We start from the raw sequence: 24,172 nt of genomic DNA on the forward strand, positions 1-24,172 counted from the left end.
CCCCCCCCCCCCCCCCCCCCCCACATCTCGTTCGGGGCAGGCTCTCGCCTGCGAAGGTCAGGAAGCCTCTTCGGCCATCTCCTGCTCCTTGCGCCAGCGGATTCCGGCTTCGATGAGGCCGTCAAGGTCACCGTCGAAGACGTTCGAGGGGTTGTTGACCTCGTAACCTGTGCGCAGGTCCTTGACCATCTGGTACGGGTGGGTGACGTAGGAGCGCATCTGGTCACCCCAGCTGGCCTTGATGTCACCGGCCAGTTCCTTCTTCTGCGCTGCTTCTTCCTTGCGCTTGAGGTCAAGGAGGCGTGACTGCAGCACGCGCATCGCGGCTTCGCGGTTCTGGATCTGGGACTTCTCATTCTGCATGCTCACGACAACACCGGTGGGCTCGTGCGTGATGCGCACGGCCGAGTCGGTCGTGTTCACGGACTGACCGCCGGGACCCGATGACCGGTAGACATCGATGCGCAGGTCGTTCTCATCGATTTCGACGTGGTCGGTGGATTCGATGAGCGGCACAACCTCGACAGCGGCGAAGGAAGTCTGGCGACGTCCCTGGTTGTCGAAGGGACTGATACGCACAAGACGGTGGGTGCCTGCCTCAACGGACAAGGTTCCATAAGCGTAGGGAGCATTGACCTGGATCGTGGCGGACTTGATGCCCGCGCCCTCAGCGTAGGAGGTGTCGAGCTGCTGCACGTTGTACCCGCGGTTCTCGCCCCAGCGGATGTACATGCGGATGAGCATCTGCGCCCAGTCGGTGGCGTCGTCGCCGCCGGCGCCGGAGCGCACAGTCACAACGGCCGAACGCTCGTCGTATTCGTGGTTGAGCAGCGTCGAGATCTCGAGCTCGGCCAACTGGTCGTGAAGCTTCTTGAGGTCACGCTCGGCTTCGACCTTCGAGTCCTCATCGCCCTCGTCCTCGGACATCTCGATGAGGAGCTCGGCATCGTCGATGCGTTCACCGAACTTCTCGAGCTTCTCCAGGGTTCCCTGCTTGTGCGAGAGCGTGGCCGAGATCTTCTGAGCCGAGTCCGGATCGTCCCAGAAGGACGGCGCCGATGCCTGCTCCGTCATCTCGGCGACCTCGGAGCGAAGGTTGTCCAGATCAGACACATCCAGGATCGCCTTGTAGGTCTGACGGAGGTTGGCGATTTCAGCAGAATAATCAATGGCCATAATGAGTCCAGCCTAGTGCATCGCGGCCCTCAGGCTTGAATCCTCACCCCTGCCCCTCGCCCCTGACCCCCACCGATGACCGGCGCCGAGGAGGTACGTCATGTCGCACCACCTCGGCGCGGGATCCGGTGGGCACCGACGCAATTCAGCACCACCGGCAGGAGATCAATGAGCGTCACCAGCAGGAGATCAAGTCATCCCGCCGGTGACGCGGTCCGTAGTGCGCGAGGCTTGAGCGGAAAGCCACTGCAACAGTGATGAGAATCTATACCGGATTACGGGAATGTGCAATGCGAATGCAGTGGCGAGTCGATTCGAAATCTTCGTGCTGAAACTACAGGTATGACATTTCCATGTCACGAAGAGAGTTATCCACAGATTCGGGGAATCACTGGATTCTTGATTCGACTACATATAGGTTAAAAACAAATCCAGCTGTTAGAAACATGATTCGTATTCTGGACGCCAGGGGTTCAATGTGGAAGCCACCGAGGTCATCAAGAGCGAAGTTCATAAGAGGATCAGAGACCTCGATGTGGACCCTCGCGCCGATATGCAACGCTCGCGAGAGGTCATTCGCACTGTCATCTCTGAGTACGACGAACGCAGCCTGGTCGCGGATCTTCCGCCCTTGGAAGACAAGGAAGCCACGTTTCGTTCGATCGACAACCAGCTTTCGGGCTTCGGTGCGCTGCAGGACTATTTCGATGATCCCCGGGTGGAAGAGATCTGGGTCAACTCCCCCAGTGAAGTCTTCATCGCCATCGACGGACTCCATCAGCTGACGACGACGAAACTGACCGCAGGTGAACTCGATGATCTCATCGAGAGAATGCTGCGCACCTCGGGTCGTAGGGTCGACTTGTCACAACCTTTCGTCGATGCAATGCTTCCCGACGGCTCCCGACTGCATGTCGTCCTGCCCGACATCACCCGTTCCTTTCCTGCGGTCAACATTCGGAAATTCATTCAGCGCCCGCGGAACCTCGCCGGCCTCGTCGCCCAGGGATCCCTGACACCGGCGGCCGCCAGATTCCTTGATGCGGCAGTGGCCAGCGGTGCGAATATCTTAGTCTCCGGAGCAACTCAGGCCGGCAAGACCACCATGCTCAATGCTCTGGCCGGTTCCATTCCCGCCCGAGAGCGCATCATCTCCTGTGAAGAGGTCTTCGAACTCAACCTGCCCAGCCGCGACTGGGTTCCGTTGCAGTGTCGCCAACCGTCTCTTGAGGGTACCGGCGAGGTCACCCTGCGCTCACTGGTCAAGGAAGCTCTGCGCATGCGACCGACCCGCATGATCGTCGGGGAGGTCCGTGAGGCCGAGAGCCTCGACCTGCTCGTGGCCTTGAACTCGGGGCTGCCCGGCATGGGAACGATCCACGCGAATTCTGCCCGCGCCGCGATCACGAAGATCTGCACTCTGCCGCTTCTCGCCGGGGCGAACATCTCCTCGTCTTTCGTCGTCCCCACCGTGGCAGTGAGCATCGACGTGGTCGTCCACCTGCGACGTGATGCGAATGGGACCCGTCTCGTCAGTGAGATCTGCGCCGTCCCCGGTGGCGTCGAAGGCGACGTCGTCGAACTCGACACGATCTTCCATTCGCCACAGGGACAACTGGTCCGCGGACAGGGGTTCGGCCACCTCGGCGAACGATTCTCCGCCATCGGCAAGGATCTCCATTCCATTCTGGAAGCCGCATGAGCTATTCCCAATTCAGCCTTCTCATCGGCGCGTGTTTCGGCGCCGGTCTCTTCCTGCTGTGGATATCGCTGTGGCAGCGACAGTCGAAAAGACGGGTGCAGCGACGATGGGTACGCGAACTCGACGACATGCTCACCGGGGCCGGCTTCCCACGGCTGCACCCGGGCCACCTGATCTTGATCTCGATCGCCGTCTTCATCATCATCAGCGTCGTCGCCACCGTCCTCACCGGTTCCTGGGCGATCGCTCTGTGCTTCGGCCTCTTCGCCTCATGGTTGCCGCACAGACTGCTCCAACATCGTGCTCGGAGCAAACAGGTGATGCGCCGCGAACTGTGGCCCGAGACCCTCGACCATCTCAATTCCGGTGTGCGCGCCGGCCTGTCGCTGCCCGAGGCCCTGAGTTCGCTGGCCCACCGCGGGCCCGAACCGCTGCGACCGCTGTTCGAGGTCTTCGCCGAGGAATATCGAGCCAGCGGTTCATTCGCTATCGCACTCGAACGCTTCCGCCAGGTCAGCGCCGACCCTGTGGCCGACCGGATCGTCGTCGCACTCAGCGTGACCAGGCAGGTCGGCGGAAGTGACCTCGGCACGATGCTGCGAGCACTCGCCCAATTCGTCCGCGACGACGCACGCACCCGCAATGAACTCTCCGCCCGGCAGCAGTGGACGGTCAACGGTGCCCGTCTGGCGGTGGCCGCTCCCTGGGTGGTGCTCGCGTTCCTGTCGACCCGGCCAGAGACAGCGGCTGCCTACAACTCCCAGACCGGTCTGCTTCTCCTCGCCTCCGGATTCGTCGTCTCGCTGCTGGCATATCAGGCGATGAAGCGCATCGGCAGGCTCCCGCAAGAGCCGCGTGTCATTGAAGGATCGTCCCTGTCCTCATCGTCGTTCCGCCGCTCGGCCGAGGGCAGTGAGGTGCTGTGAGCGCGCTGACCGATCCGCTCACAATCCTTGCCCTCGGGGCTTTCAACGGGCTCGCGCTCTGCGTCTTCGTCCTCTCCCTGCCGCCTCTGCGCCGACCAACGCTGTCATCTCGCATCGCACCGTATCTGCGTGATCAGGAATCATTGGTCGATATCTACGCTCCGCCGACTCCCCGCAAGGAGGGGCTGCTGGGACTGCTCAAGTCCGCCACGTTCGGCGCCACCATGTGGGTGACATCCCGGATCACCACCGACGCAACATTGAGCCTGCGGATCAACCGCCTCGGCGGGGGTGCGTCTCTGGAACGCTTCCGAATCAATCAGGTTCTGAGCATTCTGGCCGGAATGATCGCCGCCGGATGCGTGGCCGGACTGCTCTCGGCACACCGCGGCTTCTCCCCCGTTGTCACCCTCGTTCTCATCATCAGCGGTGGCATCGCCGGACACATCGCCAACGACTGGCGCCTGAGCCAAGCCACCGCCCGTCACGAGTCGCGCGTCCTCGCAGAGTTCCCCACCGTCGCCGAACTCCTTGCACTGTCCATCACCGCTGGTGAGGGAATCGTCGAAGCACTCGAACGGGTGTGCCGCACTTGTTCGGGAGACCTGGTCGATGAGCTGCGCACAGCCCTGGCGACGACGAGAACCGGGACACCGCTCGTCGATGCACTCGACTCGATGGCCACCAGGATCGCCATCCCCGAGATCGTTCAGTTCGTCGACGGACTGGCCGTGTCGATGACCCGCGGAACCCCGCTGGCGGAGGTCCTCCGTGCCCAAGCTGCCGATGTGCGGGAACAGTCGCGCCGTCGTCTGCTCGAGCTGTCGGGGAAGAAGGAGATCGGAATGTTAGTGCCTGTGGTCGTCTTCGTGCTCCCGGTGACCGTCATCTTCGCCGTCTTTCCCTCACTCACCGTCCTCGACCTGAGTCCATGATCTGAGCCCATAACCTGAGCCGACGCGCTCTCAGCCCGGTCCTGCCACCGTCTGATCGCCTCACCATCTGATCACCCCGCAAACCGATTGCACCACAGAAGGAGACACCATGTTCCACCACCTGATGAACCGATTCGCTGTGTTCGTCATCGGCCTCTCAACTGAAGACCCGGACCGCCGAGGCGAGCGCCGAGGTGACCGACCGGACCGCGGTGACGTTCCCGGCTGGGTCCTCATCACGTTGATGACAGCAGGTTTGGTCGTCGCCTTGTGGGCGTTGGCCGGCGAAGCCTTCACCTCGATGTTCCAGGACGCCATGAACAAGGTCAGGGGCGCCGGGTGAGTCACCAGGCGCGCGAGGCCCGGGCTGATTCCGGTTCCGCGATCGTCGAGTTCGCCCTCATCGGTTCGCTCCTGGCCCTTGTACTGGCCGGAACCCTGCAGATCGGTCTGGTCATCCACGTCCGCAACACCGTCATCGATTCGGCCATCGCTGGTGCCCGCCAAGCCAGCCTCGCCGATCAGTCAATGGCCGACGGCAAACGCCTGACTTCCGAGCTCATCACCGTGTCTGTCGGCGAGCGCTACGCTCAGTCGATCATCGTCACAACGGTCAAGCGCGGGCAGGTCGACGTCGTCAAGGTCAGGGTGCGAACGCCGTTGCCCGTCCTCGGCCTGTGGGGCCCCGCCGAGGTGTGGGATCTGAGCGGACGGTCCATCGCTGAGGACGTCGACAGTGACTGAGACTCACGCGCAGATGCCGGAGGAGCCCTCCGATGCGGGCACGGCCGTCATCGAATTCATCTTCGCCTCGATCGTGCTACTCATCCCCGTCGTCTATCTCATGCTCGCGATCTCCCAGCTCCAGGCCGCCAGCTATGCCACCACGTCGACAGCGATCTCGGCCTCCCGGATCGCCGCCCGCGATGCCGACCCCTCTGAACGCAGGGCCCACCAGGTTGCCGACATGCATTTCACCGATTTCGGACTCACCGGTGTTCCCATCACCATCGACTACTCATGCTCTGGACCCTGTGGACAGGCAGGTTCCCTCATCACCGCACGAGTCGAGACGAAGGTGTCTCTGCCCGGGTTCCCGCTCCTCTTCGGCACCAAGCATGCCCCGCACATCACTCTTCGTGCCACCCACACGGATGTCGTCGCCACCGCGGGTGAGGCCTGAGATGGCACAAAAGCAGCACCGGGTCCACGCCGATGAAGGGTCGATCACTCCACTGGCGATCGGCTTCGTCGTCATCGCCCTGCTTCTGGCCTTCCTCATCGCAGCGCTGACGGATCTGCACATGACCAGACGGGAACTGCAGAGCGTGGCGGATTCTGCGGCACTGGCCGCCTCCGACTCGTTCGAACCGGCTCCCGGCAGTGAGCCCGGGCTCGTGTTCTCACCCCCTGCGGCGAAACGGGCCGCCAGTCGCTATATCGCCGCCGTGCCGACCCCGCAGGGGCTGCACAATGTGGAGCTCAGCGCCGATGCGGACGGGCAGCATTCGGTCGTGATCCGCCTGCGAGCCGACTACACACCCGCACTGCTGTCACGTTTCGTCCCCGACCTCATCGAGCTGCAGGCCACCGCATACGCTCGTGGTTCGCTGCGCATTTCGTGATGATCCCATCCAACGACTCCGACGTGTTCTCCTGTTGATCTCTCCCCCACTTCTGCTCGAATAGCCTGTGGACACAGCCTCCTTGTCCACAGTCGTGAGAGACGCCCTTGCCCGGTGTGACACGGCTCGTGATCCTGAGAGCATGAACACGTTCGGCCTCATTCATCGCATCGACGCAAACGCGCACATTCGCACCGATGTGATCGAGGCAGATTCTGAGCTGCCCGTCCTTGAGGTATTTCGCACCGTCTTCGGTCCTATCCTGACCTCGGCCGATCTCGTCGCAGGCAACCGACTGCCGGAGGACTCCGGCGCACGAGAGAACCCTGAGACCATGGTGAAATCCATGGCTTGGGGGCGGTGGCAGTCGCTGAACCCTGTCACAGTCCTCGGAGTCTCTGCTCTCTGTCGCGGATCCGGATCTGCTTCCGTCTCGGTGCTCGCGGGACCCGATTCGGGATTCACGATCGGCATCGACCCCCGCTCCCCTCTGCTCAGCCGCATCAGCCATCCCGACTGTCTGACCATCGTCGACCCCTGCATGTCCCGCCAGCCGGCGCGACTGGAGCTCGGACCTGCCAGAGAACAGACGTTCTCATCGTTGGGCACCACGATCTTCTCACCGACCTCCCCTGCCAGAACCCGGCCCAGTGAAGCCCCCTCACGCCTACCACCTCCTCGAGACTCCACCAGCCCCGGGCGAGAGCCCACCCATGTGGCGCCCGCTCCCATCGACGAGCCTCGCCCCGCGAAACCTCCCCAATGGTGGGCCTTCCTCATCCCCATCGCCATCGGTGGAGTGCTCGCGCTCGTCACCGGAATGTGGTGGTTCCTCCTCTTCAGCGTCTCCGCACCGATCTCCGGATACGTCGCCTACGTCTTGGAGAAACGTCGGTACGTCCGCGATTGCGCTCAATGTGTCATCGACCGACGCGCAGCGGTCGATGCAGCACGGCAGAGGTTGGACTCTGCGGTCGCCGAACACAGACTCTGGCTGCAGACCGGTTCGGGTCTGTGCCTCGGCTTCGGATCTGCTCGCAGCCCCATCACGATTGCCGATGAACTTCGCGAGTGCACCAATCATTTCGATGGAGCGGTCATCATCGACGATGTGCCGCTGCGCATCGACCCGCGCACAACCTCGGTGACTGTCACAGGCGATCACGAACAGCTGCGTCGCATGGCCCTGTCCTGGCTGGCCGACTCCACCTACGACTGGCTCCCTTCCTCAGAACTGCTCCGACTGCCCGAGCTGCAGGGAACCTGCTTCGACCACGAGGACCAGAGCGAGTCGACGATCGGCGTGCACATGGCCGATCAGAATCCGACGACGCTGCAGCTGCACGCACCCGCGCCCACCGCATCGATCTCGCTGTCACTGGGCAGTCTGGCCCAGGCACACACCGACGACTCATCGGCAGCAGACGGCCCAGTGCCGGGCAGAACGCTCATCGCCGCACTCATGCCACCCGGCCGATTCCTCACCCTCGACCACCGACAGGCGAGCAGGACCGGAGCCGAGAGGTTGCCGAACCACGGCCTCGGCGACCTCTACGATGACGAGCGACAAGCCATTCGCCACCGCTGGGCACGTACTCCTCCCGGACCGGTGACGATCGGACGCGGACACGACGGGGACGTCACTCTCGACCTCTTCAACGACGGCCCCCACGCCCTCGTCGCGGGGACGACCGGCAGCGGAAAATCCATTCTGCTCCAGACCTGGCTGCTCGCAATGGCTCTGGAACATCCGCCTCGGCGGCTGACGTTCGTTCTCATCGATTTCAAGGGTGGGGCGACATTTGCCCCGTTGGAGCACCTTCCGCACACGGACAGCGTCCTCGACGATTTCGATTCGGCAGCGGCCTTCCGCGCATTGGTCTCCGTCCGTGCCGAGATCACCCGACGCGAGCGGCTCCTGGCCGACCAGGGATGCTCCGATGTCCTCGAACTCGATGATCCCCCGCCGAGGCTGGTCGTCGTCATCGACGAATTCCACGCACTCATGTCGACTCATCCGAAGGCAGCTGATCTGTTGGAGCACCTGACAGCGCTGGGCCGGTCCTTGGGAGTGCATCTGATACTCGCCACGCAGCGCCCGCTCGGCGTCGTCACCGGACAGATGAAAGCCAATATCAACATCAGGGTGTGCCTGCGCGTGCGCGATGACGCCGATTCCTTCGACGTCATCGGAGTCAACGATGCCGCACATCTGCCGCCGGACAGACCGGGAGCGGCGTGCCTCGACTCGGGTTCGTCGGTCGTTGAGTTCCGGGTTGCGATCCCCACCTCCACGTCTGCCAACGCCGAGGTGCGTCATCGGCCTCGTCTCCGACCATGGGAGCCCGGCCGAGGTCTTCCCATCCAACACAGCGTCAACGGAATCCGTGTCGGCAATCTCCAACAGGCCCATCGTGAGACCGGCGACCGATCACAGCTCTCGTCTCATCCACTTCGTGCTGTGGTTCTCCCACCACTGCCCGATCCCGAGAATGTCCCTGAGCTGCTCTCAACATGGTCTGGTGAGGGTGGCTCGGAAGACAACGTTCCGCGGGTGATGGGCACGACGGTGACCGGGATCGTGGACATCCCCAGCCACCAGAAGCAGAGCCCTTGGTCATATTCGCCTGCTGTCGATGGCTCGATCATCATCGTCGGCACCGATCCTGATGCCATCACCTCAGTCATGCGACGAATGGCTTCCAATGCCGCTGCGACTCACCGCATCGTGGCGCTGGGGCGCATCGCAGCCTCTATGGGCTGGGCCGAGGTCACCTGCGGAATGGACACCGGGTGGCGGTTCCACACGATCCTCGACCATCTGCACCGTACTCCTGCGGTAGAAGACCTGCCCACCGGCATAGAACGGCCGGCCACGATCGTTGTGTGCAGCAACTGGAATGAGTTCATCGACTCGATGGACCACCAGATGGCCGTCGAGACGGAACGGCTGCTCAAACACGGATCTGGGTTGGGGTTGACGTTCCTGTTGGCCGGGTGCCGCACGTCTGCGAGCACAAGCGCGGTCTTCACATCTCAGGTGATCTTCCCGCCCGGTGCGGGAGGTGATGGACTCAGCGTCGGACTGTCTCGGCAGCGGTTCGTCGGAACATGGCCCGAATACAGGGCAGTGCTCGTCGGCCCCAGTGCGCAGGAGGCCGGCGGTGACGGCGCCGATGTGCAGTTGGTGCCGCACCGGCAGAATATCGCCCACGGGGTCGACTGCGATGACAGGCACGGAAGCTTCGGACCACGATGGCGCGGACTCACGGCGACCCCGGGGCACGTGGCCGCGCGAATGGATCCGGCGAGCACGGGGATCCCGCTGGGAGTCGACCCCTTCGGGACGCTCGTAGTGTGGAATCCGGTCCGTGACGGAGAGGTTCTCAGCGTCCGTGGATCACCACAGTCTGGCAAGAGTGCGACCGCAGCCATGCTGCAGCAGACGTACTCCGCTGCAGCAACAGCCAGCAGTCGGGCGCTCACGGTCCATGACGATGCGCATCTGGAGACGAAACCGGACGCTTTCGATCTCCTCGACGGTGGCCTGCATGTCGTGACGATGCCGGTGCGCTTCACTCCCGGCTACGGTTCCGCTTTAGCCAAGGCACAAGGCCTGGGGCCGATGCTGATCCTCGGTGCCCATAGTAGGCAGGACCTCAGCAATCTGGGTCTGCTCAGGTTGCCGCCACTCGACGGGGATCCGGGGACAGCATGGTTCGTCACCGAGCAGCGAACCCAGGCAGTGAGGCTCTTCTCAGCAGAGAGAACCGCTGGTCGCAGTCCTAGCCAGGCAAACCTTCTGGACTCTCTCGCGACCTCGAATCAATCGTTCTAACCTCGATTATTCGGGAAGGTCCTACAAGCGCGAACCGGGTCACGGTGGAGTTCGCCTGACCCATCGCGATTCGAGCTGACGATCAGTCAGCACTCTCGTTGTGCGTGCCTGCGGGCAGCACTCTCGTTGTGCCTGCCTGCGGGCAGCGGCTCGGTGTGGTCGATGAGCTGGTAGGGCCGACGACCCCCACCCCGGACGAAGGCGGAGTAACACAGCCACAGGGCCCCGACCCAGAGAAGACCTACCCACAGTGCCGGACGGGAATCGGGCACGATTCCGACCATGACGATGACGAAGAGGATGAATGCCACCGTGGCCCAGGACCCCACGGGCCACAGCGGCATCGGGAACTCACTGCGCAATCGGTTCTCCTGCGCCAGCACCTGTTTCATCCGAAGATGAGCCGCGAGGATGATCAGCCACACCAATACTGTCGCAAACGTCGCCAATGCGCCGAGCAGGAACAGGGCCTGGTCGGGGTAGAGGTAGTTGAGGAGCACGCCGACCAGCAGGGCCACGATCATCGTGAACACTGTCATCACCGGCACTCCGTTGCGAGTGGTGCGGGCGAAGGATCGTGGTGCCTGCCCCTGTTCTGCCAGACCGTGGAGCATCCGACCGGCACCGAAGATATCGGCATTGATAGCCGAGAGAGCCGCTGTGATGAGCACAACCTGGAGGATGGCGGCTGCCGCGTTGAAGCCGACGGAGTCGAAGATCGCGACGAAGGGGCTGATATCCGAGGTGATCTGGTTCCAGGGCAGGATGCACATGATCACACCGAGGGTGAGCACGTAGAAGAGCAGGATGCGCACCGGCACCGAGTTGATGGCGGCCGGCAGCACCTTCTTCGGGTTCTGCGCCTCGCCGGCGGTGACTCCGATGATCTCGATGCCGCCGAAGGCGAACATCACGATCGTGAATGATGAGAGGAGACCCCAGAGTCCGTGCGGGAACACACCCCCGTTGTCGAACAGTGCACGCGGACCCATCTGATTGTGGTCGGCGATGCCGAAGCCGAAGATGATGATGGCCACGCCGGCCGCGATGAGGGCGATGATCGCGACGATTTTGATGAGCGCAAACCAGAACTCCAGCTCGCCGAAGACCTTGACGCCGATCATGTTGATGGCGGCGATGAAGGCCACGACGGCCAGCACCCAGGTCCAGCGCGGAACTCCAGGGAGCCAGAAGCCCATGTACACGCCGATGGCGGTAGCGTCGAAGACGGCGACAAGGATCATCTCGAAGACGAAGGTCCAGCCCACGAGAAAACCGGCGAATGGGTGGAGATAGTGCGACGCGAACTGGCCGAAGGATCCCGAGACGGGGTGGCGGACCAGCATTTCGCCCAGCGCACGCATCACCATGAAGACGGCGGCACCACCGATGATGTAGGCCACCAGCACGGACGGACCTGCAGCCTGGATCGACTCCGAGGACCCCATGAACAGCCCCGTGCCGATGGCCGAACCCAAAGTCATGAAGCGGATGTGCCGAGCGGTCAGTCCCCTGCGCAGACCCGCGTTCTCTGTGTGATTGCCATGGGTGGTCGACTCTCTGCTCCCACTGTCAGCAGAAGACACAGGTGTCCTACTTTCTCTCAGATTCTCCCGTCAGGCACCCCGAATTCCCCCTAAGGATCGGTGTGCCCCGCCTGCAACGTCGGCTCAGCGAGCGTCGGCGGGCGGTCCCGAGAGAGTTTCGTAGCGGTAAAGTTCCGTGGCCTGTCCCGCTTCGACGAGTCGGTCGGCCAACGCGGAGACCACCGGCATGCCGCTCGTGACTTCGAGGACGACGTCGGCATCGACGGAGAGCCGGGCAAGGAGGAGTTCGGCGTCGGCGATCGCTGCTGTGAACAGGTCGCTCATGGTGTCGGCGGCCTCCTCACGGGCTTCGAACATCGACCCGATGATGAGTTCGGTGGGAGGCTCCTCGTCATCGCCTGGTGCCGGCATCGCATCCGTGATCTCGACACCAGCCTGGTCGGCTTCGCGAGCGTAGGAGACGGCGAAGGCGCTGAGTCCGGAGTCTTCGGACGAGCCGGCTTCACCGTTGAGCAGTGCGGCACCATGGGCACCAGCGGCCTCCGACAGGAACGCGTTGTTGACCTGACCGATCGTCAGCGGACCAACCGCGTCGTCCTTGTTCACCGCGGTGTACCAAGCGAGGAAGGCCTTCGTGAGCTTGACTGATCCGGTGGCCACGATCTCGAGGTCTTCGGCACGTCCACCACCGCTGGGCGGCAGTGCACCGGCGGCGACCTTGATCACCCGTGTCGTCGTCAGCGGTGCGAAGCCGAGGGCCTGCGCGAAGCCGGCGCCTGGGCTGCCGGCCTGTACACGCGCGCGCAGATCAAGTCCTTCCAGGGCGGTCCCGACAGTCTCAGCACACACTGCTTCGAAGAGTTCTCGTCCCTGACCGTGGCCTTGTTCCTCGCTCGCGACCTCGACGTGGACCCACGCCCGGTAGGGGTGGAGTGGGGACTGCGCGATCGCGGCAGCACCGACGGGCACCTCGGGCACCACCTCGGCGATGACGGATCGCAGCAGGGGTGAATCCGAGGAGGGACGAAACAGGGACCTGGCCATATGAGCGGCCGGCGTATCGGCGTCGGCGAACACCTCGTTCAACCGCAGGTCGTCACCATCGGTCAGGTCTCTGATCGGCATTGTGTGCGCTCCTTGAACAGGTCGAGAACTTGATAATCTTGGCGTCATGACTGACTTAAGCGATCCTACCGCCGCCGCCCGCGCCGCGGCCACGACCATCAACGCCAAAGCCGGCATCGAGGCCCATGACATTGCTCTCGTTCTCGGTTCGGGATGGGGAGGCGCAGCGGAGCTCCTCGGCGAGACGATCAGCGAGATCTCGGCCGCGGACGTCCCCGGCTTCCACGCGCCCGCAGTTGAAGGCCACGGCGCCACCCTGCGCACGATTCGGATCGAAGCCAGCGGCAAGCACGCTCTCGTCCTCGGTTCCCGCACCCACTACTACGAGGGCAAGGGCGTGCGCGCCGTCGCCCACGGGGTCCGCACTGCCGCTGCCGCCGGATGCGAGAGCTTGGTGCTCACCAACGGCTGCGGAGGGCTCAATCGCAATTGGACCGCCGGCACACCGGTCCTCATCTCCGACCACCTCAACCTCACCGGCACCTCCCCCATCGAAGGTGCGAACTTCGTCGACCTCACCGACCTGTACTCCCCACGCATGCGTGCCATCGCCAAGGAGATCGACCCCAGCCTCGACGAAGGCGTCTACGCACAGTTCAGCGGGCCCCACTACGAAACTCCCGCCGAGGTGCGCATGGCCGGGGTCCTCGGCGCGGACCTCGTTGGAATGTCCACCTCGTTGGAGGCCATCGCCGCACGTCAGGCCGGTCTGGAACTCATGGGCATCTCTCTGGTGACGAACCTGGCAGCCGGCATCCAGGAGACCCCGCTCTCCCATGCCGAGGTCATCGAGGCCGGCGTCGCCGCCGCCCCGCGGATCTCGCGGCTGCTCGCCGACATCGTGTCGAAGCTCTGAGCGACGTCTGCCGCGCTGAGTGAACCGACCAGCACTCCCCCGACCTGACAGCACACCTGTCTCCACCCGCATTCCCCTCACCGACCGCACTGGACTAGGACAGACATGACTGAAGTAGCCGATCGCTTCACCAACGGCTTCGACGCCGACATCGTCGAGGCGTGGATTGCTGATGACCCCGATCAGAAGACAGCGAACACGTTGAAAAGCATCCTTGGTGCGGCGAAGGCCGGTGATGCGGCGGCGATAGCCGACCTCGAGGATCGTTTCGCAGGACCCCTGGCCTTCGGCACCGCAGGCCTGCGTGGAGAGATCGCGGCCGGACCCAACCGGATGAATCGTGCTGTCGTCATCCGGGCCGCAGCAGGTCTCTCCCGTTTCCTTCTGAACGCGGTGGGCGAGGGTTTCACTGTCGTCATCGGCTGCGATGCCCGCTACATGTCCTCAGACTTCGCGACCGACACAGCCGCCGTCGTCACGGCCGCCGGCGGAACGGCCATCCAACTGCCCGATCAGCTGCCGGCACCGCTGCTGGCGTTCGCGTTGTCTCACCTGCAGGCCGACGCCGGAGTCATGGTCACTGCCAGTCACAACCCGCCCGCGGACAACGGCTACAAGGTCTACCTCGGTCAGCGTCCGCTGCTCGCGATCGAGTCCGACGCCGGTGCTGCCGAGGCAGGTGCCGGCGCGCAGATCGTCAGACCCGCCGATGCTCTCATCGCCGAGCAGATCACTGCCGTCGAATCTGTGGCCTCGGTGCCTCGTGCCGAATCCGGGTGGGAACATCTCGATGAGACGATCGTCGAGACCTACCTGGCTCGCATCGGTGCCCTGGGCGTGCATTCGAGCGCCGACCTGACCATCGTGCACACCTCCTTGCACGGTGTCGGAGCCTCCGTCGCTGAGGCGGCCCTGGCCCGCACCGGTTTCACGAACGTGCATCCTGTTCCCTCGCAACAGGCACCCGACCCGGACTTCCCGACGGTCACGTTCCCGAACCCCGAAGAGGCTGGAGCCCTCGATGAATCGTATGCCTTGGCCAGAGAGGTCGGCGCAGAGCTCATCATCGCCAACGACCCCGATGCCGACAGGTTCTCTGCGGCCATCCCGGATACCTCGTTGGCAACCGGTTTCCGGCAACTCTCCGGCGACGAGGTGGGCCTCCTCCTCGGCGAGGACATCGCGACCCGCCTGGCCCTGGGCACTCATCATTCGATGCAGGCGGCGTCCTTGCACTCTGTCACGACCGAGGACGAAGAGGTCGCTGCAGACTCTGCCGGCACCGCGTCTCCGGTGTTCGCCAACTCGATCGTCTCCTCCCGGGGTCTGGCTGCCGCCGCCGAAAGTCATGGATTCACCGCGACCAACACCCTCACGGGTTTCAAGTGGATCTCTCGTGTCCCCGATCTGGTCTTCGGCTACGAGGAGGCCTTGGGCTACTGCGTCGACCCGGGTGCGGTCAGGGATAAGGATGGAATCTCTGCTGCCGTGACCTTTGCGGCCCTGGTCTCACGCCTCAAAGAGGCGGGTTCGAGCATCGATGCCGAACTCGATCGGATCCGCAGCCGCGACGGATACTTCGCAACGGCTCCGCTGAGCTTCCGCCTCGACGACGTCACCCTCATCGCAGCAGCCATGTCGAAGCTGCGGGATAACCCGCCGGCGACGTTGGCCGGCTCCCCAGTCACCGAGGTTCATGATCTGTCGCAGGGTTATGACGGTCTGCCTCCCACCGATGGCATTCTGCTGCTCTCCGCGGCGAACTCACGCGTGATCGTCCGTCCTTCGGGTACCGAACCGAAGCTCAAATGCTATCTCGAGGTCGTCGCGGATCCTGAAGGACTTGCAGCCGCTGCCGCCGCCGATCACCGCGCGGTCGCTGCTGCAGGGCTGAGGGTCACGACCGCCTCGGCGAGTGCGGCACTCCAGCCTGCGCTCAAGGAGCGGCTGACAAGCATCAGCACCGAACTCAAGACCTTCTTCGGGCTCTGATCGATGACTGGCCACGATTTTCCGGCCGATCCGGAGATCGACAGTATCCTGGCAGAGCTGCTCGGCGGCCTGGGTGCGAAGTCAACGGTCTTCGGTGCGGGAGGCTACGGTGCCAAGTGGTCCGCCAAGCGGCTGAAGACGGAGACTGCCCAGGAGGTGATCGAGGTTGCGCCGGCTGAACAGCGTCGTATTCTCGCTGAATTGGCAGCTGGCACCTCCAGCGCAGCGTGGTCCTTCGACCGACTCGATTCGCGCGACGATGCGGTGGTGACGCTTCGCGGCGTCGTCGGCTCAGGAGTCGGATCATTGAACCCGGCCTATGTGATCATCATCGTCGACGTCCTGACTTCGACGATCGGCATCGCCGCTCACGCCAAAGAAGGTCTGATCAAACAGCGAACAGCGCAGAAGGCCGTGGCCAAGGTACGCTCGTCGCTGGGGTTGCAACGAGATCAGCGCTGACGTCGATCAGCGCCAAGCTCAAGGACTTCTTTGAGCTCTGAGGATCTCGATGAACCGATCGGGTATCTCACCGTGCACATTGTGGCCCGACTCGACCCGGATCAGTTCGATGTTCTCATTCAGTGAGGTGATCTGCTGAGCGTCGACATCGTCGATGGCACCCTGCAGAATCCCGTCCGAACCGTACTCCCAGTCCGCATGGATCAGAGTGGTTGGTGCCGTGATACTGCGCAGCGTGTCCTCATGATCGAAGCCTTCATCCCAACTTCCGGTGAAGAAGGCGTCACCGAAACGCGGGTCGTATGTCAGCAATGATCGCTGCATGTCGTTCCAGCCGGAGGGCATGAAGAACATGGTGATCGGATGGTTCGGATGCTTCGCGTGCTGCCTCAGTCCCGAGCGGATGATTCGCTTTCTGCCCTCGCCGAAGAAGGTCCAGAGCCGTTGGTGGGCAAAACTGTAGGCAGCCCAGTCTGTCTCTTCGGACTCAAGGAAGTCATGGCAGGTCATCGCCAGGTCGACCCAGTTCCACGTCTGCTTCGCTCGTGGCAGCAGAGTGGTGAAGAGAGGCGGATCCTCCAACACCACGGCGCTGATGAGGTCGGGGCGATGACCCGCCAGCCAGGCCGCAAGCTGGCCTCCCGAGGAATGTCCAGAGACCACGACGGGTTGGCCGATCACCGACTCAATGAAGGTGGCGAGGTCATGTCCGATGGCCGCTGCAGAATACTTCTCCGGGGCTCGCGCGGAATCTCCATGCCCATGGACATCAACAGCGAAGACACTGAAATCGTGGACGAGAGCCGGCAGAACGGGGGCGTAGCTGCGCCAGTCGACTCCCTGACCGTGGATCAACAACAGCGGCGGCCCGGAACTCTTCGGCCCCGAGGCGTAGTTCAGTCCCGTCCCGTTGACGTCAACAGAGTTCTCGCGGAATCCTGCCGCCCGAGTTCGCCGTTGAGCCAGGACATGGGCTTTCAGGTTTCTGATCGCCCACATGCCGACGGTGGCTCCGGCGACCGCGAACACCCCGGCGACAGCAGCCGCCCCATATCCTATTCTGCGTTTGACGACGCTGCTTGTCGGCATCAACTCACCACTTCGGTCTGATGTGCTGTTGGAATCGTGGAGCCAGTGCTGCTGGGGCGTTCCCCTGCAAGTCTCAGTCGGTGAGCCCGTCGAGAATGACTTTCGATCCCGACAGTCCGAGACGCGAGGCTCCTGCAGCGATCATCTCTTCTGCAGCGTCGACGGTGCGGATTCCGCCTGAGGCTTTGACGCCGAGGCGATCGCCCACGGTTTCGCGCATCAGTGAGACCGCGTGCGCACTGGCTCCGCCTGCGGGATGGAAGCCTGTGGAGGTCTTGACGAAGCCTGCCCCTGCAGCCTCGGCGCGGCGACTGGCTTCGACGATCTGGTCGTCGCTGAGCGCTGCGGATTCGATGATGACCTTGACCAGGGCGCTGCCGCTGGCGTCGACGACTCCGCGGATATCGGCCTCCAGCGCGTCGAAGTCACCAGCAACGGCCTGACCGATGTTGATGACCATATCGACTTCGTCGGCACCATCGGAGACGGCCTGGGCAGCCTCGGCGGCCTTGATCTCGGGCTTGACCTGACCGCTGGGGAAACCGACGACCGTGGCGACTACCAGCTCGCCGGGATCGGTGACGGGAAGCATCGACGGGGACACGCAGATCGCGAGCACACCCAGTTCCTTCGCCTCGGTTACGAGTGCCTCCACATCGGCAGGGGTGGCTTCGGGCTTGAGTAGTGTGTGGTCGATGATCGCTGCGACTTCGGCTCTGCTGGTCATGGTTGTCCTCCAAGGTCGATGGTGCTGTGTGAGTTTGGGCTGCGTGAGTTGGTACTGCGGTGATGCAATGCGCGTGACGGCGACTCAGGTGATCTTCTCGAGCACGATCGTCTCGGAGACCGCGCTGAGGTCGCCTCCGATCTCGACAGCACCCTCGAGGGATTCGATCGAGCGGGCGAAGCGTTCGGGTGTGGCCGTGTGCAGGGTCATCAGCGGCTGGCCTTCGGCAACGGTGTCGCCGGGCTTGGCATGGAGTTTGATGCCGGCCACGTCCTGGACCGGGTCCTCCTTACGCGCCCGTCCGGCACCGAGGCGCCAGGAGGCGACTCCCACGGACAACGCGTCGAGTCGACTGAGGATGCCGGAGGCGGGAGCAGTGATGACTTCGGTGTTCTCGGCGACGGGCAGCGCGGCTTCGGGGTCACCGTTCTGGGACCGGATCATCTTCTTCCACACGTCCATGGCCCGACCGTCACCCAGGGCCGCACGCACATCGATGTCGGTCTTGCCTGCCAGACGCAGCATCTCCTCGGCCAGCGCCACGGTCAGGTCAACGACGTCCGAGGGACCGCCGCCGGCGAGGACCTCGACGGACTCGCGGACCTCGAGTGCGTTGCCGACTGTGAGCCCCAGCGGGGTGGACATGTCGGTCAGCAGCGCCGAGGTCTTGACCCCGGCCGACTGGCCCAGGTCGACCATGGTCCGCGCCAGCTTCTGCGCCGTGGGCAGGTCCTTCATGAAGGCCCCGGACCCCACCTTGACGTCGAGGACGAGACCCTGGGTGCCCTCCGCGATCTTCTTCGACATGATCGATGAGGCGATGAGCGGAATGCAGTCGACCGTCGAGGTGGTGTCGCGCAGTGCGTAGAGCTTCTTGTCCGCAGGAGCTAAGCCGGAGCCTGCGGCGCAGATGACCGCACCGAGGTCCTCGAGCTGGTCGAGGATGGCCTCATTGCTCAGACCCGCCTGCCAGCCGGGAATGGACTCGAGCTTGTCCAGTGTTCCCCCGGTATGGCCGAGGCCGCGACCCGAGAGCTGTGGGACGGCGACGTCGAAGACGGCGACGAGTGGGGCCAGAGGCAGGGTGATCTTGTCCCCGACTCCGCCTGTCGAATGCTTGTCCGAGGTCGGGCGTGACAGGGCTGAGAAGTCCATCCGCTCGCCCGAGGCGATCATCGCCTGCGTCCAGTCCGCGATCTCGCGAGGTTCCATGTCGTTGATGAAGATCGCCATGGCCAGTGCGGCCATCTGCTCATCGGCGACGACACCGCGAGTGTAGGCATCGATCACCCATTCGATCTGTTCTCTGCTCAGGGTGCGGCCATCGCGTTTGGCGGCGATGACGTCGACGGCATCGAATGCCTCTACGCTCACAGTGTCAGTCCTTCACTCTCGGGGTGGTCCGGTTCGCAGCATGCAGTCGTGCTCGGGAAGTGACCGCTGTGGCGGTCACCGGTGGTCACCATTGATCGCCGAGGTGGCGCTGGGATCGCGGGGCCACCTCGGCGATATCGGGGTCAGTGCTTGGCTGAGCCTGCGCCCGGTGCAGCGGCACTCAGATGATCTGGTCCGAAGGCATCGGGCAGCACCACTGACATGGGAGCCCTGCCGCTGGGCATGTTGAGCATCATCTCGGTGCCGCCGTGTTCGAACAGGAGCTGCCGGCAGCGTCCGCACGGGGCCAGGGTCGCTCCCGCACCATCGACGCAGTCGAATGCCACGATCCGGCCTCCGCCGGACATGAACAGATCGGAGACGAGTGAGCATTCTGCACACAGTGTCACCCCGAACGAGGCATTCTCAATATTGGCGCCGCTGACGATTCGACCATCATCGACGAGCGCGGCCGCGCCCACGGGATAGGACGAATACGGGACGTATGCGTAGCGCATCGCTCTCATCGCCTCATCTCGCAGCAGCGACCAGGTGTCCTCGCTCAGGTCGTCGACCGAAACGAGGGTGGGTTCCACGCTCCACACATGTTCAGAGGCTTCGACATCTGCAGAAGTCATAGGGGATACCTCTCTCTTCAGGGTTGGATTATTTCACGTACGGCACGCCTTCGGCCGCCGGTGGGCGAACCCGGCCGACGAAACCGGCGACGGCGAGGACCGTGACGATATAGGGAAGCATGAGTAGCAGCTCGTTGGCCACCGGAGTTCCGATGGACTGCAGAGTGTTGCCCAAGCTCTTGGAGAAGCCGAACAATAGGGCAGCAAGCAGGGCACCCTTCGGGTTCCATTTGCCCAGGATCATCGCCGCAAGGGCGATGTATCCCTGTCCGGCCGACATCTCTTTGCCGAATGCCAGACCCGATCCGACGGTGAAGAAGGCACCGCCGAGGCCTGCGATGGCACCGGCCATGAGGGTGTTGCGCACGCGGGTGAAGTTGACCTTGATGCCCACGGTGTCGGCTGCCTTCGGGTGTTCGCCCACGGCCCGCATCCGCAGCCCCCACTTCGAACGGAACACGAAGATCTGGAGGGCGATCACGACGACGTACATGATGTAGACGAGGATATTCTGGTCGAAGAGCACCCGTCCCAGGATGGGGATGTCAGACAGCAGCGGAACCGGCAGGTTGGGCAGCTGCTGTCGGGAGTTCCAGAGGCCAGGGTTCTGTGTGAGGACAGTCGAGTAGAGGAAGCTGGTGACACCGACGACGAGAACGTTGAGCACAACACCGATGATGATCTGGTTGACCCAGTACTTCACCGCGAAGAATGTGAGGACCACAGCCACCAGCGCGCCGGCGATCGGGGCCGCCAGCAGACCCGCGTACGGGTTCTTGGCCACCGAGGCGACGACTGCGGCAAGGAAGGCACCGGCCAGCAGCTGGCCTTCGATGGCGATGTTGATGATGCCCGAGCGTTCGCCGACGAGCCCGCACATGGCGCCGAAGATCAGCGGCACGGACAGTGCCAGGGCACCGGCCAGCAGTGTGGTCAGCGGGATCACGCCGCCGCTGCCGCCGCCAGCCCAGGCCAGGAAGGACACGACGAAGAGGATGCCGAAGACCATCGGGAACCATCCGGCCAGGGTGATCCGCTTCAGGGCGAGGTAGATCGAGGCCGCGGCCATGATCACGAGGATGAGCGAGAGGACCAGCCCGGCCACCGTCGAGGACACGACGACATCGGGAATGGCGAAGAGATCTCCGCCGGTTGCGATCCGGAACGTCGTCTCACCGTCACGGCCGATGAGCCCGAAGCAGATGAGCGAGACGAGGGCCAGGATCGAGTAGGTGATCGGGAACTTCCACGCGATCGGGGTCAGTGCCTTGGACTGTGCCGAGGACTTCGCTGCCGGTGTCGCAGCGGCGGTGTTCTGAGCGCTCATGTCAGGCCTCCTTCCGCTTGAGCACCGGTGTGGGCAACCGGAAGATCGACCTCACGAGTGGTGGGGCCGCGATGAGCAGGACGATGACGGACTGGACGACTAGGACGATGTCGATGGGCGTCCCGGTCTGGGACTGCATGAGGTAGCCGCCGGCTTTGAATGCGCCGAACAGGAGACCCGCGAAGAACGTCCCCAAGGGTTTGGACCGCCCCAGCAGGGCCACGGTGATGGCATCGAAGCCGATCGAACCGCTGATTCCGCCGGTGAGTTTGTATTCGGTGCCGAGCACCTGAGCCGCGCCGCCGAGTCCGGCGAGGGCACCGGCGACGATCATCACGAGGATCGTCACCTTCGACACGGAGATCCCTGCCGTGCGGGCCGCGTGCGGGTTGGCGCCGACGGCCTTGAACTCGAAGCCGATGGTTGACCGTTCGAGCAGCCACCACACGAAGATCGTGGCCAGGATGGCGATGATGAAGCCGAAGTGCAGACGGAAAGGTGAGGGCAGCAGCAGGAACATCTGTGCAGAGTCATCGAGTGTCCGTGACTGCGGGTTCGCCGAGTCGGTATGTGTGAACCAGCTCTGCTTGAGCAGGTAGCCCAACAGGTAGCCGGCGATGGAATTGAGCATGATCGTCACGATCACCTCGTTGGCGCCGGTGCGAGCCTTGAGTACACCGGCGATACCGGCCCAGATCGCGCCGCCGATGATGCCGCCGACGGCTGCGATGAGCATGTGCACGACGGGCGGAAGGTGGAGGGCGTACCCGAGGAAGCCCGCGATCGTGGCGCCGAGGATGACCTGGCCCTGACCGCCGATGTTGAACAGACCCGAACGGAAGGCAAGGGCGATGCCCAGGCCGGTGAGGATGAGCGGGGTGCCGCTGACCAGGGATTCGGTCAGGGGCCGGATGGCGCGCTCGGTGGTGCGGGCGTCCCAGTCGAAGATCGCACCGCGAAACAGCGCCGAATATGCTTCCCCGACGGTGGAGAACAGAGTCGAGAAGAAGACCCCGGGTGCCGCGAAGATGTTCATCGCCGCTTCGACGACTTCGGCGTTGGACACGGCGATGAGGACACCGCCGAGGAGAAGGGCGACGACGATGGCCAGCACCGAAACCAACCAGGAACCGGACAGGATGTCCTGCAGCAGATTCGGTTCTCTGTCCGACTCCGCTTCGGCGCTCGGAGGCGGCGTCGCCGACGGTGCCGCCGGGGAGATATCGGTTGTCATTTCGTCTCCTCCGCCGAGGTGGTGGCGCAGTTGTCATCGGGTGCCGCGGTGGCGGCGTCGCTCTTCTCGGGTGCCGCGGTGGCGGCGAGGGCTTCATCGGCAGGGACTCCGGCCATCATCAGGCCCAGGGCTTCACGTGAGGTGTCGGCACCGACGATGCCGACGATGCGGCCCGAGTACATGACCGCGATCCGGTCGGCGAGTCCGTAGACCTCGTCGAGTTCCGTCGAGACGATCAGGCAAGGTGTGCCGGCATCGCGTTCGGCGATGACACGTTTGTGGACGAATTCGATCGAGCCGACGTCGAGGCCGCGGGTGGGCTGGCTGGCGATGAAGAGGCGCAGGTCGCGTCCGAGCTCACGGGAGAGGACGACCTTCTGCTGGTTGCCTCCGGAGAGCGTCGCGATCGGGTCGACGACGCTGCCGAGGCGAATATCGAACTCCTCGACCTTCTTCTTCGCCTCGTCGTTGATGACCGCGGACTTGAGGTTGAGGCCCTTGGCATAGGGAGGACGGTCGTAGACGTCGAGGATCATGTTCTCGCGGATCGTGAACTCGGCGATGATGCCGTCGTTGGACCGATCCTCAGGAACGAAACCGATGCCAGAACCCAGACGGTCCTTGACGGACTTGCCGACGAGGTTCTTCCCATCGAGGGTGATCGAACCCAACCTGGGATCGGTCAACCCGATGATCGCTTCGGCCAACTCCGTCTGACCATTGCCCTGGACGCCGGCGACGGCGAGGATCTCACCACGGCGGACGTCGAAGCTGACATCGTCGACGACGACGTTCTCGGCCTTGTCGACGACGGTCAGACTGCGGACCTGGAAGGTGGCATCACCGGGATCGGCGTCATCCTTCTCTGTCGTCAGGGATACATGACGACCGACCATCTGGCTGGCCAGTTCCGCCTCGGTGGAATCAGGAGAGGCAACGCCTGTGATCTTGCCGCGGCGGATGACGGTGATGGAGTCCGCGATCGCTCTGACCTCACGCAGTTTGTGGGTGATGAACACGATCGAGGTGCCCTGTTCCTTGAGCTGGCGCATGATCGAGATGAGCTCGTCGGTCTCCTGCGGGGTGAGCACCGCGGTCGGCTCATCGAGGATGAGGATCTTCGCGTTGCGCGACAGGGCCTTGATGATCTCCACGCGCTGCTGGGCTCCGACCGGGAGGTCCTCGATGAGGGCGTCGGGGTCGATGTTGAAGTTGAAGCGGGCAGAGATCTCCCTGACCTTCTTCCGTGCCTCGGCGAGGTCGATGAGTCCCATGGACCTCGTCGGCTCATATCCCAACGCCACCGACTCGGCGACGGTGAACACGGGCACAAGCATGAAGTGCTGATGGACCATGCCGATCCCGGCAGCCACAGCATCACCCGGACCGGCGAAGGTCACAGGCTTGTCGTCGAGGAGGATCTCTCCCCCGTCGGCGTCGTAGAGTCCATAGAGGACGTTCATCATGGTGGATTTTCCGGCGCCGTTCTCACCCAACAGAGCGTGGATCTCGCCCGGTTCGATGGTGAGATCGATGTGGTCGTTGGCCACGAACGATCCGAACACCTTAGTCATCCCGCGAAGCTCGAGTTTCACTGCT

Annotated in this window: 21 protein-coding genes; 11 read left to right on the forward strand and 10 right to left on the reverse strand. The window is 63.6% G+C overall.

Annotated elements, in window-relative coordinates; translation table 11 throughout:
* Positions 1-57: 57 nt before the first annotated feature.
* The gene (prfB, locus tag ACE03M_RS01895; RefSeq protein WP_143923462.1) at positions 58-1,176 is read right to left on the reverse strand and encodes a peptide chain release factor 2; all 1,119 of its coding nucleotides are present in this window, start codon (positions 1,174-1,176) and stop codon (positions 58-60) included.
* Between the two features lie 478 nt (positions 1,177-1,654).
* Between prfB and ACE03M_RS01900 the strand changes: the two genes are divergently transcribed.
* The 8 genes from ACE03M_RS01900 (at position 1,655) to ACE03M_RS01935 (ending at position 10,202) form a co-directional block, all read left to right on the forward strand.
* Complete coding sequence (locus tag ACE03M_RS01900; RefSeq protein WP_485932458.1) at positions 1,655-2,878, forward strand: TadA family conjugal transfer-associated ATPase; 1,224 nt, start codon at positions 1,655-1,657, stop codon at positions 2,876-2,878.
* On the forward strand, positions 2,875-3,804 hold the full coding sequence (locus tag ACE03M_RS01905; RefSeq protein ID WP_485932460.1) for a type II secretion system F family protein: 930 nt from the start codon (positions 2,875-2,877) through the stop codon (positions 3,802-3,804). Before ACE03M_RS01900 ends, ACE03M_RS01905 begins: the two co-directional genes overlap by 4 nt.
* A complete protein-coding gene (locus tag ACE03M_RS01910) occupies positions 3,801-4,739 on the forward strand; it encodes a type II secretion system F family protein (protein WP_485932462.1) in 939 nt (312 codons plus the stop codon). The genes ACE03M_RS01905 and ACE03M_RS01910 overlap by 4 nt, the downstream gene beginning before the upstream one ends.
* 109 nt (positions 4,740-4,848) lie before the next feature.
* The gene (locus ACE03M_RS01915) at positions 4,849-5,082 is read left to right on the forward strand and encodes a hypothetical protein (RefSeq protein ID WP_485932464.1); all 234 of its coding nucleotides are present in this window, start codon (positions 4,849-4,851) and stop codon (positions 5,080-5,082) included.
* Positions 5,079-5,483 carry a TadE/TadG family type IV pilus assembly protein gene (locus tag ACE03M_RS01920; protein WP_485932466.1) on the forward strand — a complete coding sequence of 135 codons (405 nt, stop codon included), beginning with the start codon at positions 5,079-5,081 and terminating at the stop codon, positions 5,481-5,483. The genes ACE03M_RS01915 and ACE03M_RS01920 overlap by 4 nt, the downstream gene beginning before the upstream one ends.
* Positions 5,476-5,922, forward strand: a complete 447-nt coding sequence (locus ACE03M_RS01925; RefSeq protein WP_260848185.1) for a hypothetical protein — start codon at positions 5,476-5,478, stop codon at positions 5,920-5,922. The genes ACE03M_RS01920 and ACE03M_RS01925 overlap by 8 nt, the downstream gene beginning before the upstream one ends.
* 1 nt (position 5,923) lies before the next feature.
* Complete coding sequence (locus ACE03M_RS01930) at positions 5,924-6,364, forward strand: pilus assembly protein TadG-related protein (protein ID WP_485932468.1); 441 nt, start codon at positions 5,924-5,926, stop codon at positions 6,362-6,364.
* 142 nt (positions 6,365-6,506) lie between these two features.
* Positions 6,507-10,202 (forward strand): FtsK/SpoIIIE domain-containing protein, encoded by a 3,696-nt coding sequence (locus ACE03M_RS01935; protein ID WP_485932470.1) that lies wholly within the window; start codon positions 6,507-6,509, stop codon positions 10,200-10,202.
* A gap of 86 nt (positions 10,203-10,288) precedes the next feature.
* Here the strand turns inward: ACE03M_RS01935 and ACE03M_RS01940 are convergent, their stop codons facing one another.
* Entirely contained in the window at positions 10,289-11,788 is a 1,500-nt protein-coding gene (locus ACE03M_RS01940) for an amino acid permease (protein WP_485932472.1), read from the reverse strand.
* A gap of 84 nt (positions 11,789-11,872) precedes the next feature.
* Complete coding sequence (locus ACE03M_RS01945; RefSeq protein ID WP_485932474.1) at positions 11,873-12,874, reverse strand: GNAT family N-acetyltransferase; 1,002 nt, start codon at positions 12,872-12,874, stop codon at positions 11,873-11,875.
* A gap of 46 nt (positions 12,875-12,920) precedes the next feature.
* On the opposite strand from ACE03M_RS01945, the gene ACE03M_RS01950 reads away from it, so the two are divergent.
* The 3 genes from ACE03M_RS01950 to ACE03M_RS01960 all read left to right on the forward strand — a co-directional run bounded on the left by ACE03M_RS01950 (position 12,921) and on the right by ACE03M_RS01960 (position 16,184).
* The gene (locus tag ACE03M_RS01950; RefSeq protein ID WP_485932476.1) at positions 12,921-13,730 is read left to right on the forward strand and encodes a purine-nucleoside phosphorylase; all 810 of its coding nucleotides are present in this window, start codon (positions 12,921-12,923) and stop codon (positions 13,728-13,730) included.
* Between the two features lie 105 nt (positions 13,731-13,835).
* The gene (locus ACE03M_RS01955) at positions 13,836-15,722 is read left to right on the forward strand and encodes a phospho-sugar mutase (protein ID WP_485932478.1); all 1,887 of its coding nucleotides are present in this window, start codon (positions 13,836-13,838) and stop codon (positions 15,720-15,722) included.
* Positions 15,723-15,725: 3 nt separating this feature from the next.
* On the forward strand, positions 15,726-16,184 hold the full coding sequence (locus ACE03M_RS01960; RefSeq protein ID WP_485932480.1) for a hypothetical protein: 459 nt from the start codon (positions 15,726-15,728) through the stop codon (positions 16,182-16,184).
* An 18-nt stretch (positions 16,185-16,202) separates the two neighbouring features.
* Here the strand turns inward: ACE03M_RS01960 and ACE03M_RS01965 are convergent, their stop codons facing one another.
* From ACE03M_RS01965 to ACE03M_RS01995, 7 genes are all read right to left on the reverse strand, one after another.
* Positions 16,203-17,273 carry an alpha/beta fold hydrolase gene (locus ACE03M_RS01965; RefSeq protein ID WP_485932482.1) on the reverse strand — a complete coding sequence of 357 codons (1,071 nt, stop codon included), beginning with the start codon at positions 17,271-17,273 and terminating at the stop codon, positions 16,203-16,205.
* Positions 17,274-17,346: 73 nt separating this feature from the next.
* Positions 17,347-18,000, reverse strand: a complete 654-nt coding sequence (gene deoC, locus ACE03M_RS01970; protein ID WP_485932484.1) for a deoxyribose-phosphate aldolase — start codon at positions 17,998-18,000, stop codon at positions 17,347-17,349.
* Between the two features lie 84 nt (positions 18,001-18,084).
* Complete coding sequence (locus ACE03M_RS01975; protein ID WP_485932485.1) at positions 18,085-19,374, reverse strand: thymidine phosphorylase; 1,290 nt, start codon at positions 19,372-19,374, stop codon at positions 18,085-18,087.
* 143 nt (positions 19,375-19,517) lie between these two features.
* Positions 19,518-20,012, reverse strand: a complete 495-nt coding sequence (locus ACE03M_RS01980) for a cytidine deaminase (protein WP_083248792.1) — start codon at positions 20,010-20,012, stop codon at positions 19,518-19,520.
* 28 nt (positions 20,013-20,040) lie between these two features.
* Positions 20,041-21,339, reverse strand: coding sequence for an ABC transporter permease (locus ACE03M_RS01985; RefSeq protein ID WP_485932487.1), 1,299 nt, complete (start codon positions 21,337-21,339; stop codon positions 20,041-20,043).
* A 1-nt stretch (position 21,340) separates the two neighbouring features.
* Complete coding sequence (locus tag ACE03M_RS01990; protein WP_143923478.1) at positions 21,341-22,573, reverse strand: ABC transporter permease; 1,233 nt, start codon at positions 22,571-22,573, stop codon at positions 21,341-21,343.
* Positions 22,570-24,168 carry an ABC transporter ATP-binding protein gene (locus ACE03M_RS01995; protein ID WP_485932490.1) on the reverse strand — a complete coding sequence of 533 codons (1,599 nt, stop codon included), beginning with the start codon at positions 24,166-24,168 and terminating at the stop codon, positions 22,570-22,572. Before ACE03M_RS01995 ends, ACE03M_RS01990 begins: the two co-directional genes overlap by 4 nt.
* Positions 24,169-24,172: the final 4 nt, after the last annotated feature.

Source organism: Brevibacterium sp. AGC70, from assembly GCF_057334195.1.

Bases quoted from the DNA above. Each gene is read 5' to 3' on its own strand.
- ACE03M_RS01935 (WP_485932470.1), top strand. From the start codon at position 6,507: ATGAACACGTTCGGCCTCATTCATCGCATCGACGCAAACGCGCACATT.
- ACE03M_RS01955 (WP_485932478.1), top strand. From the start codon at position 13,836: ATGACTGAAGTAGCCGATCGCTTCACCAACGGCTTCGACGCCGACATC.
- ACE03M_RS01980 (WP_083248792.1), bottom strand. From the start codon at position 20,012: ATGACTTCTGCAGATGTCGAAGCCTCTGAACATGTGTGGAGCGTGGAA.
- ACE03M_RS01985 (WP_485932487.1), bottom strand. From the start codon at position 21,339: ATGAGCGCTCAGAACACCGCCGCTGCGACACCGGCAGCGAAGTCCTCG.
- ACE03M_RS01950 (WP_485932476.1), top strand. From the start codon at position 12,921: ATGACTGACTTAAGCGATCCTACCGCCGCCGCCCGCGCCGCGGCCACG.
- ACE03M_RS01915 (WP_485932464.1), top strand. From the start codon at position 4,849: ATGTTCCACCACCTGATGAACCGATTCGCTGTGTTCGTCATCGGCCTC.
- deoC (WP_485932484.1), bottom strand. From the start codon at position 18,000: ATGACCAGCAGAGCCGAAGTCGCAGCGATCATCGACCACACACTACTC.
- ACE03M_RS01990 (WP_143923478.1), bottom strand. From the start codon at position 22,573: ATGACAACCGATATCTCCCCGGCGGCACCGTCGGCGACGCCGCCTCCG.
- prfB (WP_143923462.1), bottom strand. From the start codon at position 1,176: ATGGCCATTGATTATTCTGCTGAAATCGCCAACCTCCGTCAGACCTAC.
- ACE03M_RS01960 (WP_485932480.1), top strand. From the start codon at position 15,726: ATGACTGGCCACGATTTTCCGGCCGATCCGGAGATCGACAGTATCCTG.
- ACE03M_RS01930 (WP_485932468.1), top strand. From the start codon at position 5,924: ATGGCACAAAAGCAGCACCGGGTCCACGCCGATGAAGGGTCGATCACT.
- ACE03M_RS01965 (WP_485932482.1), bottom strand. From the start codon at position 17,273: ATGCCGACAAGCAGCGTCGTCAAACGCAGAATAGGATATGGGGCGGCT.
- ACE03M_RS01905 (WP_485932460.1), top strand. From the start codon at position 2,875: ATGAGCTATTCCCAATTCAGCCTTCTCATCGGCGCGTGTTTCGGCGCC.
- ACE03M_RS01945 (WP_485932474.1), bottom strand. From the start codon at position 12,874: ATGCCGATCAGAGACCTGACCGATGGTGACGACCTGCGGTTGAACGAG.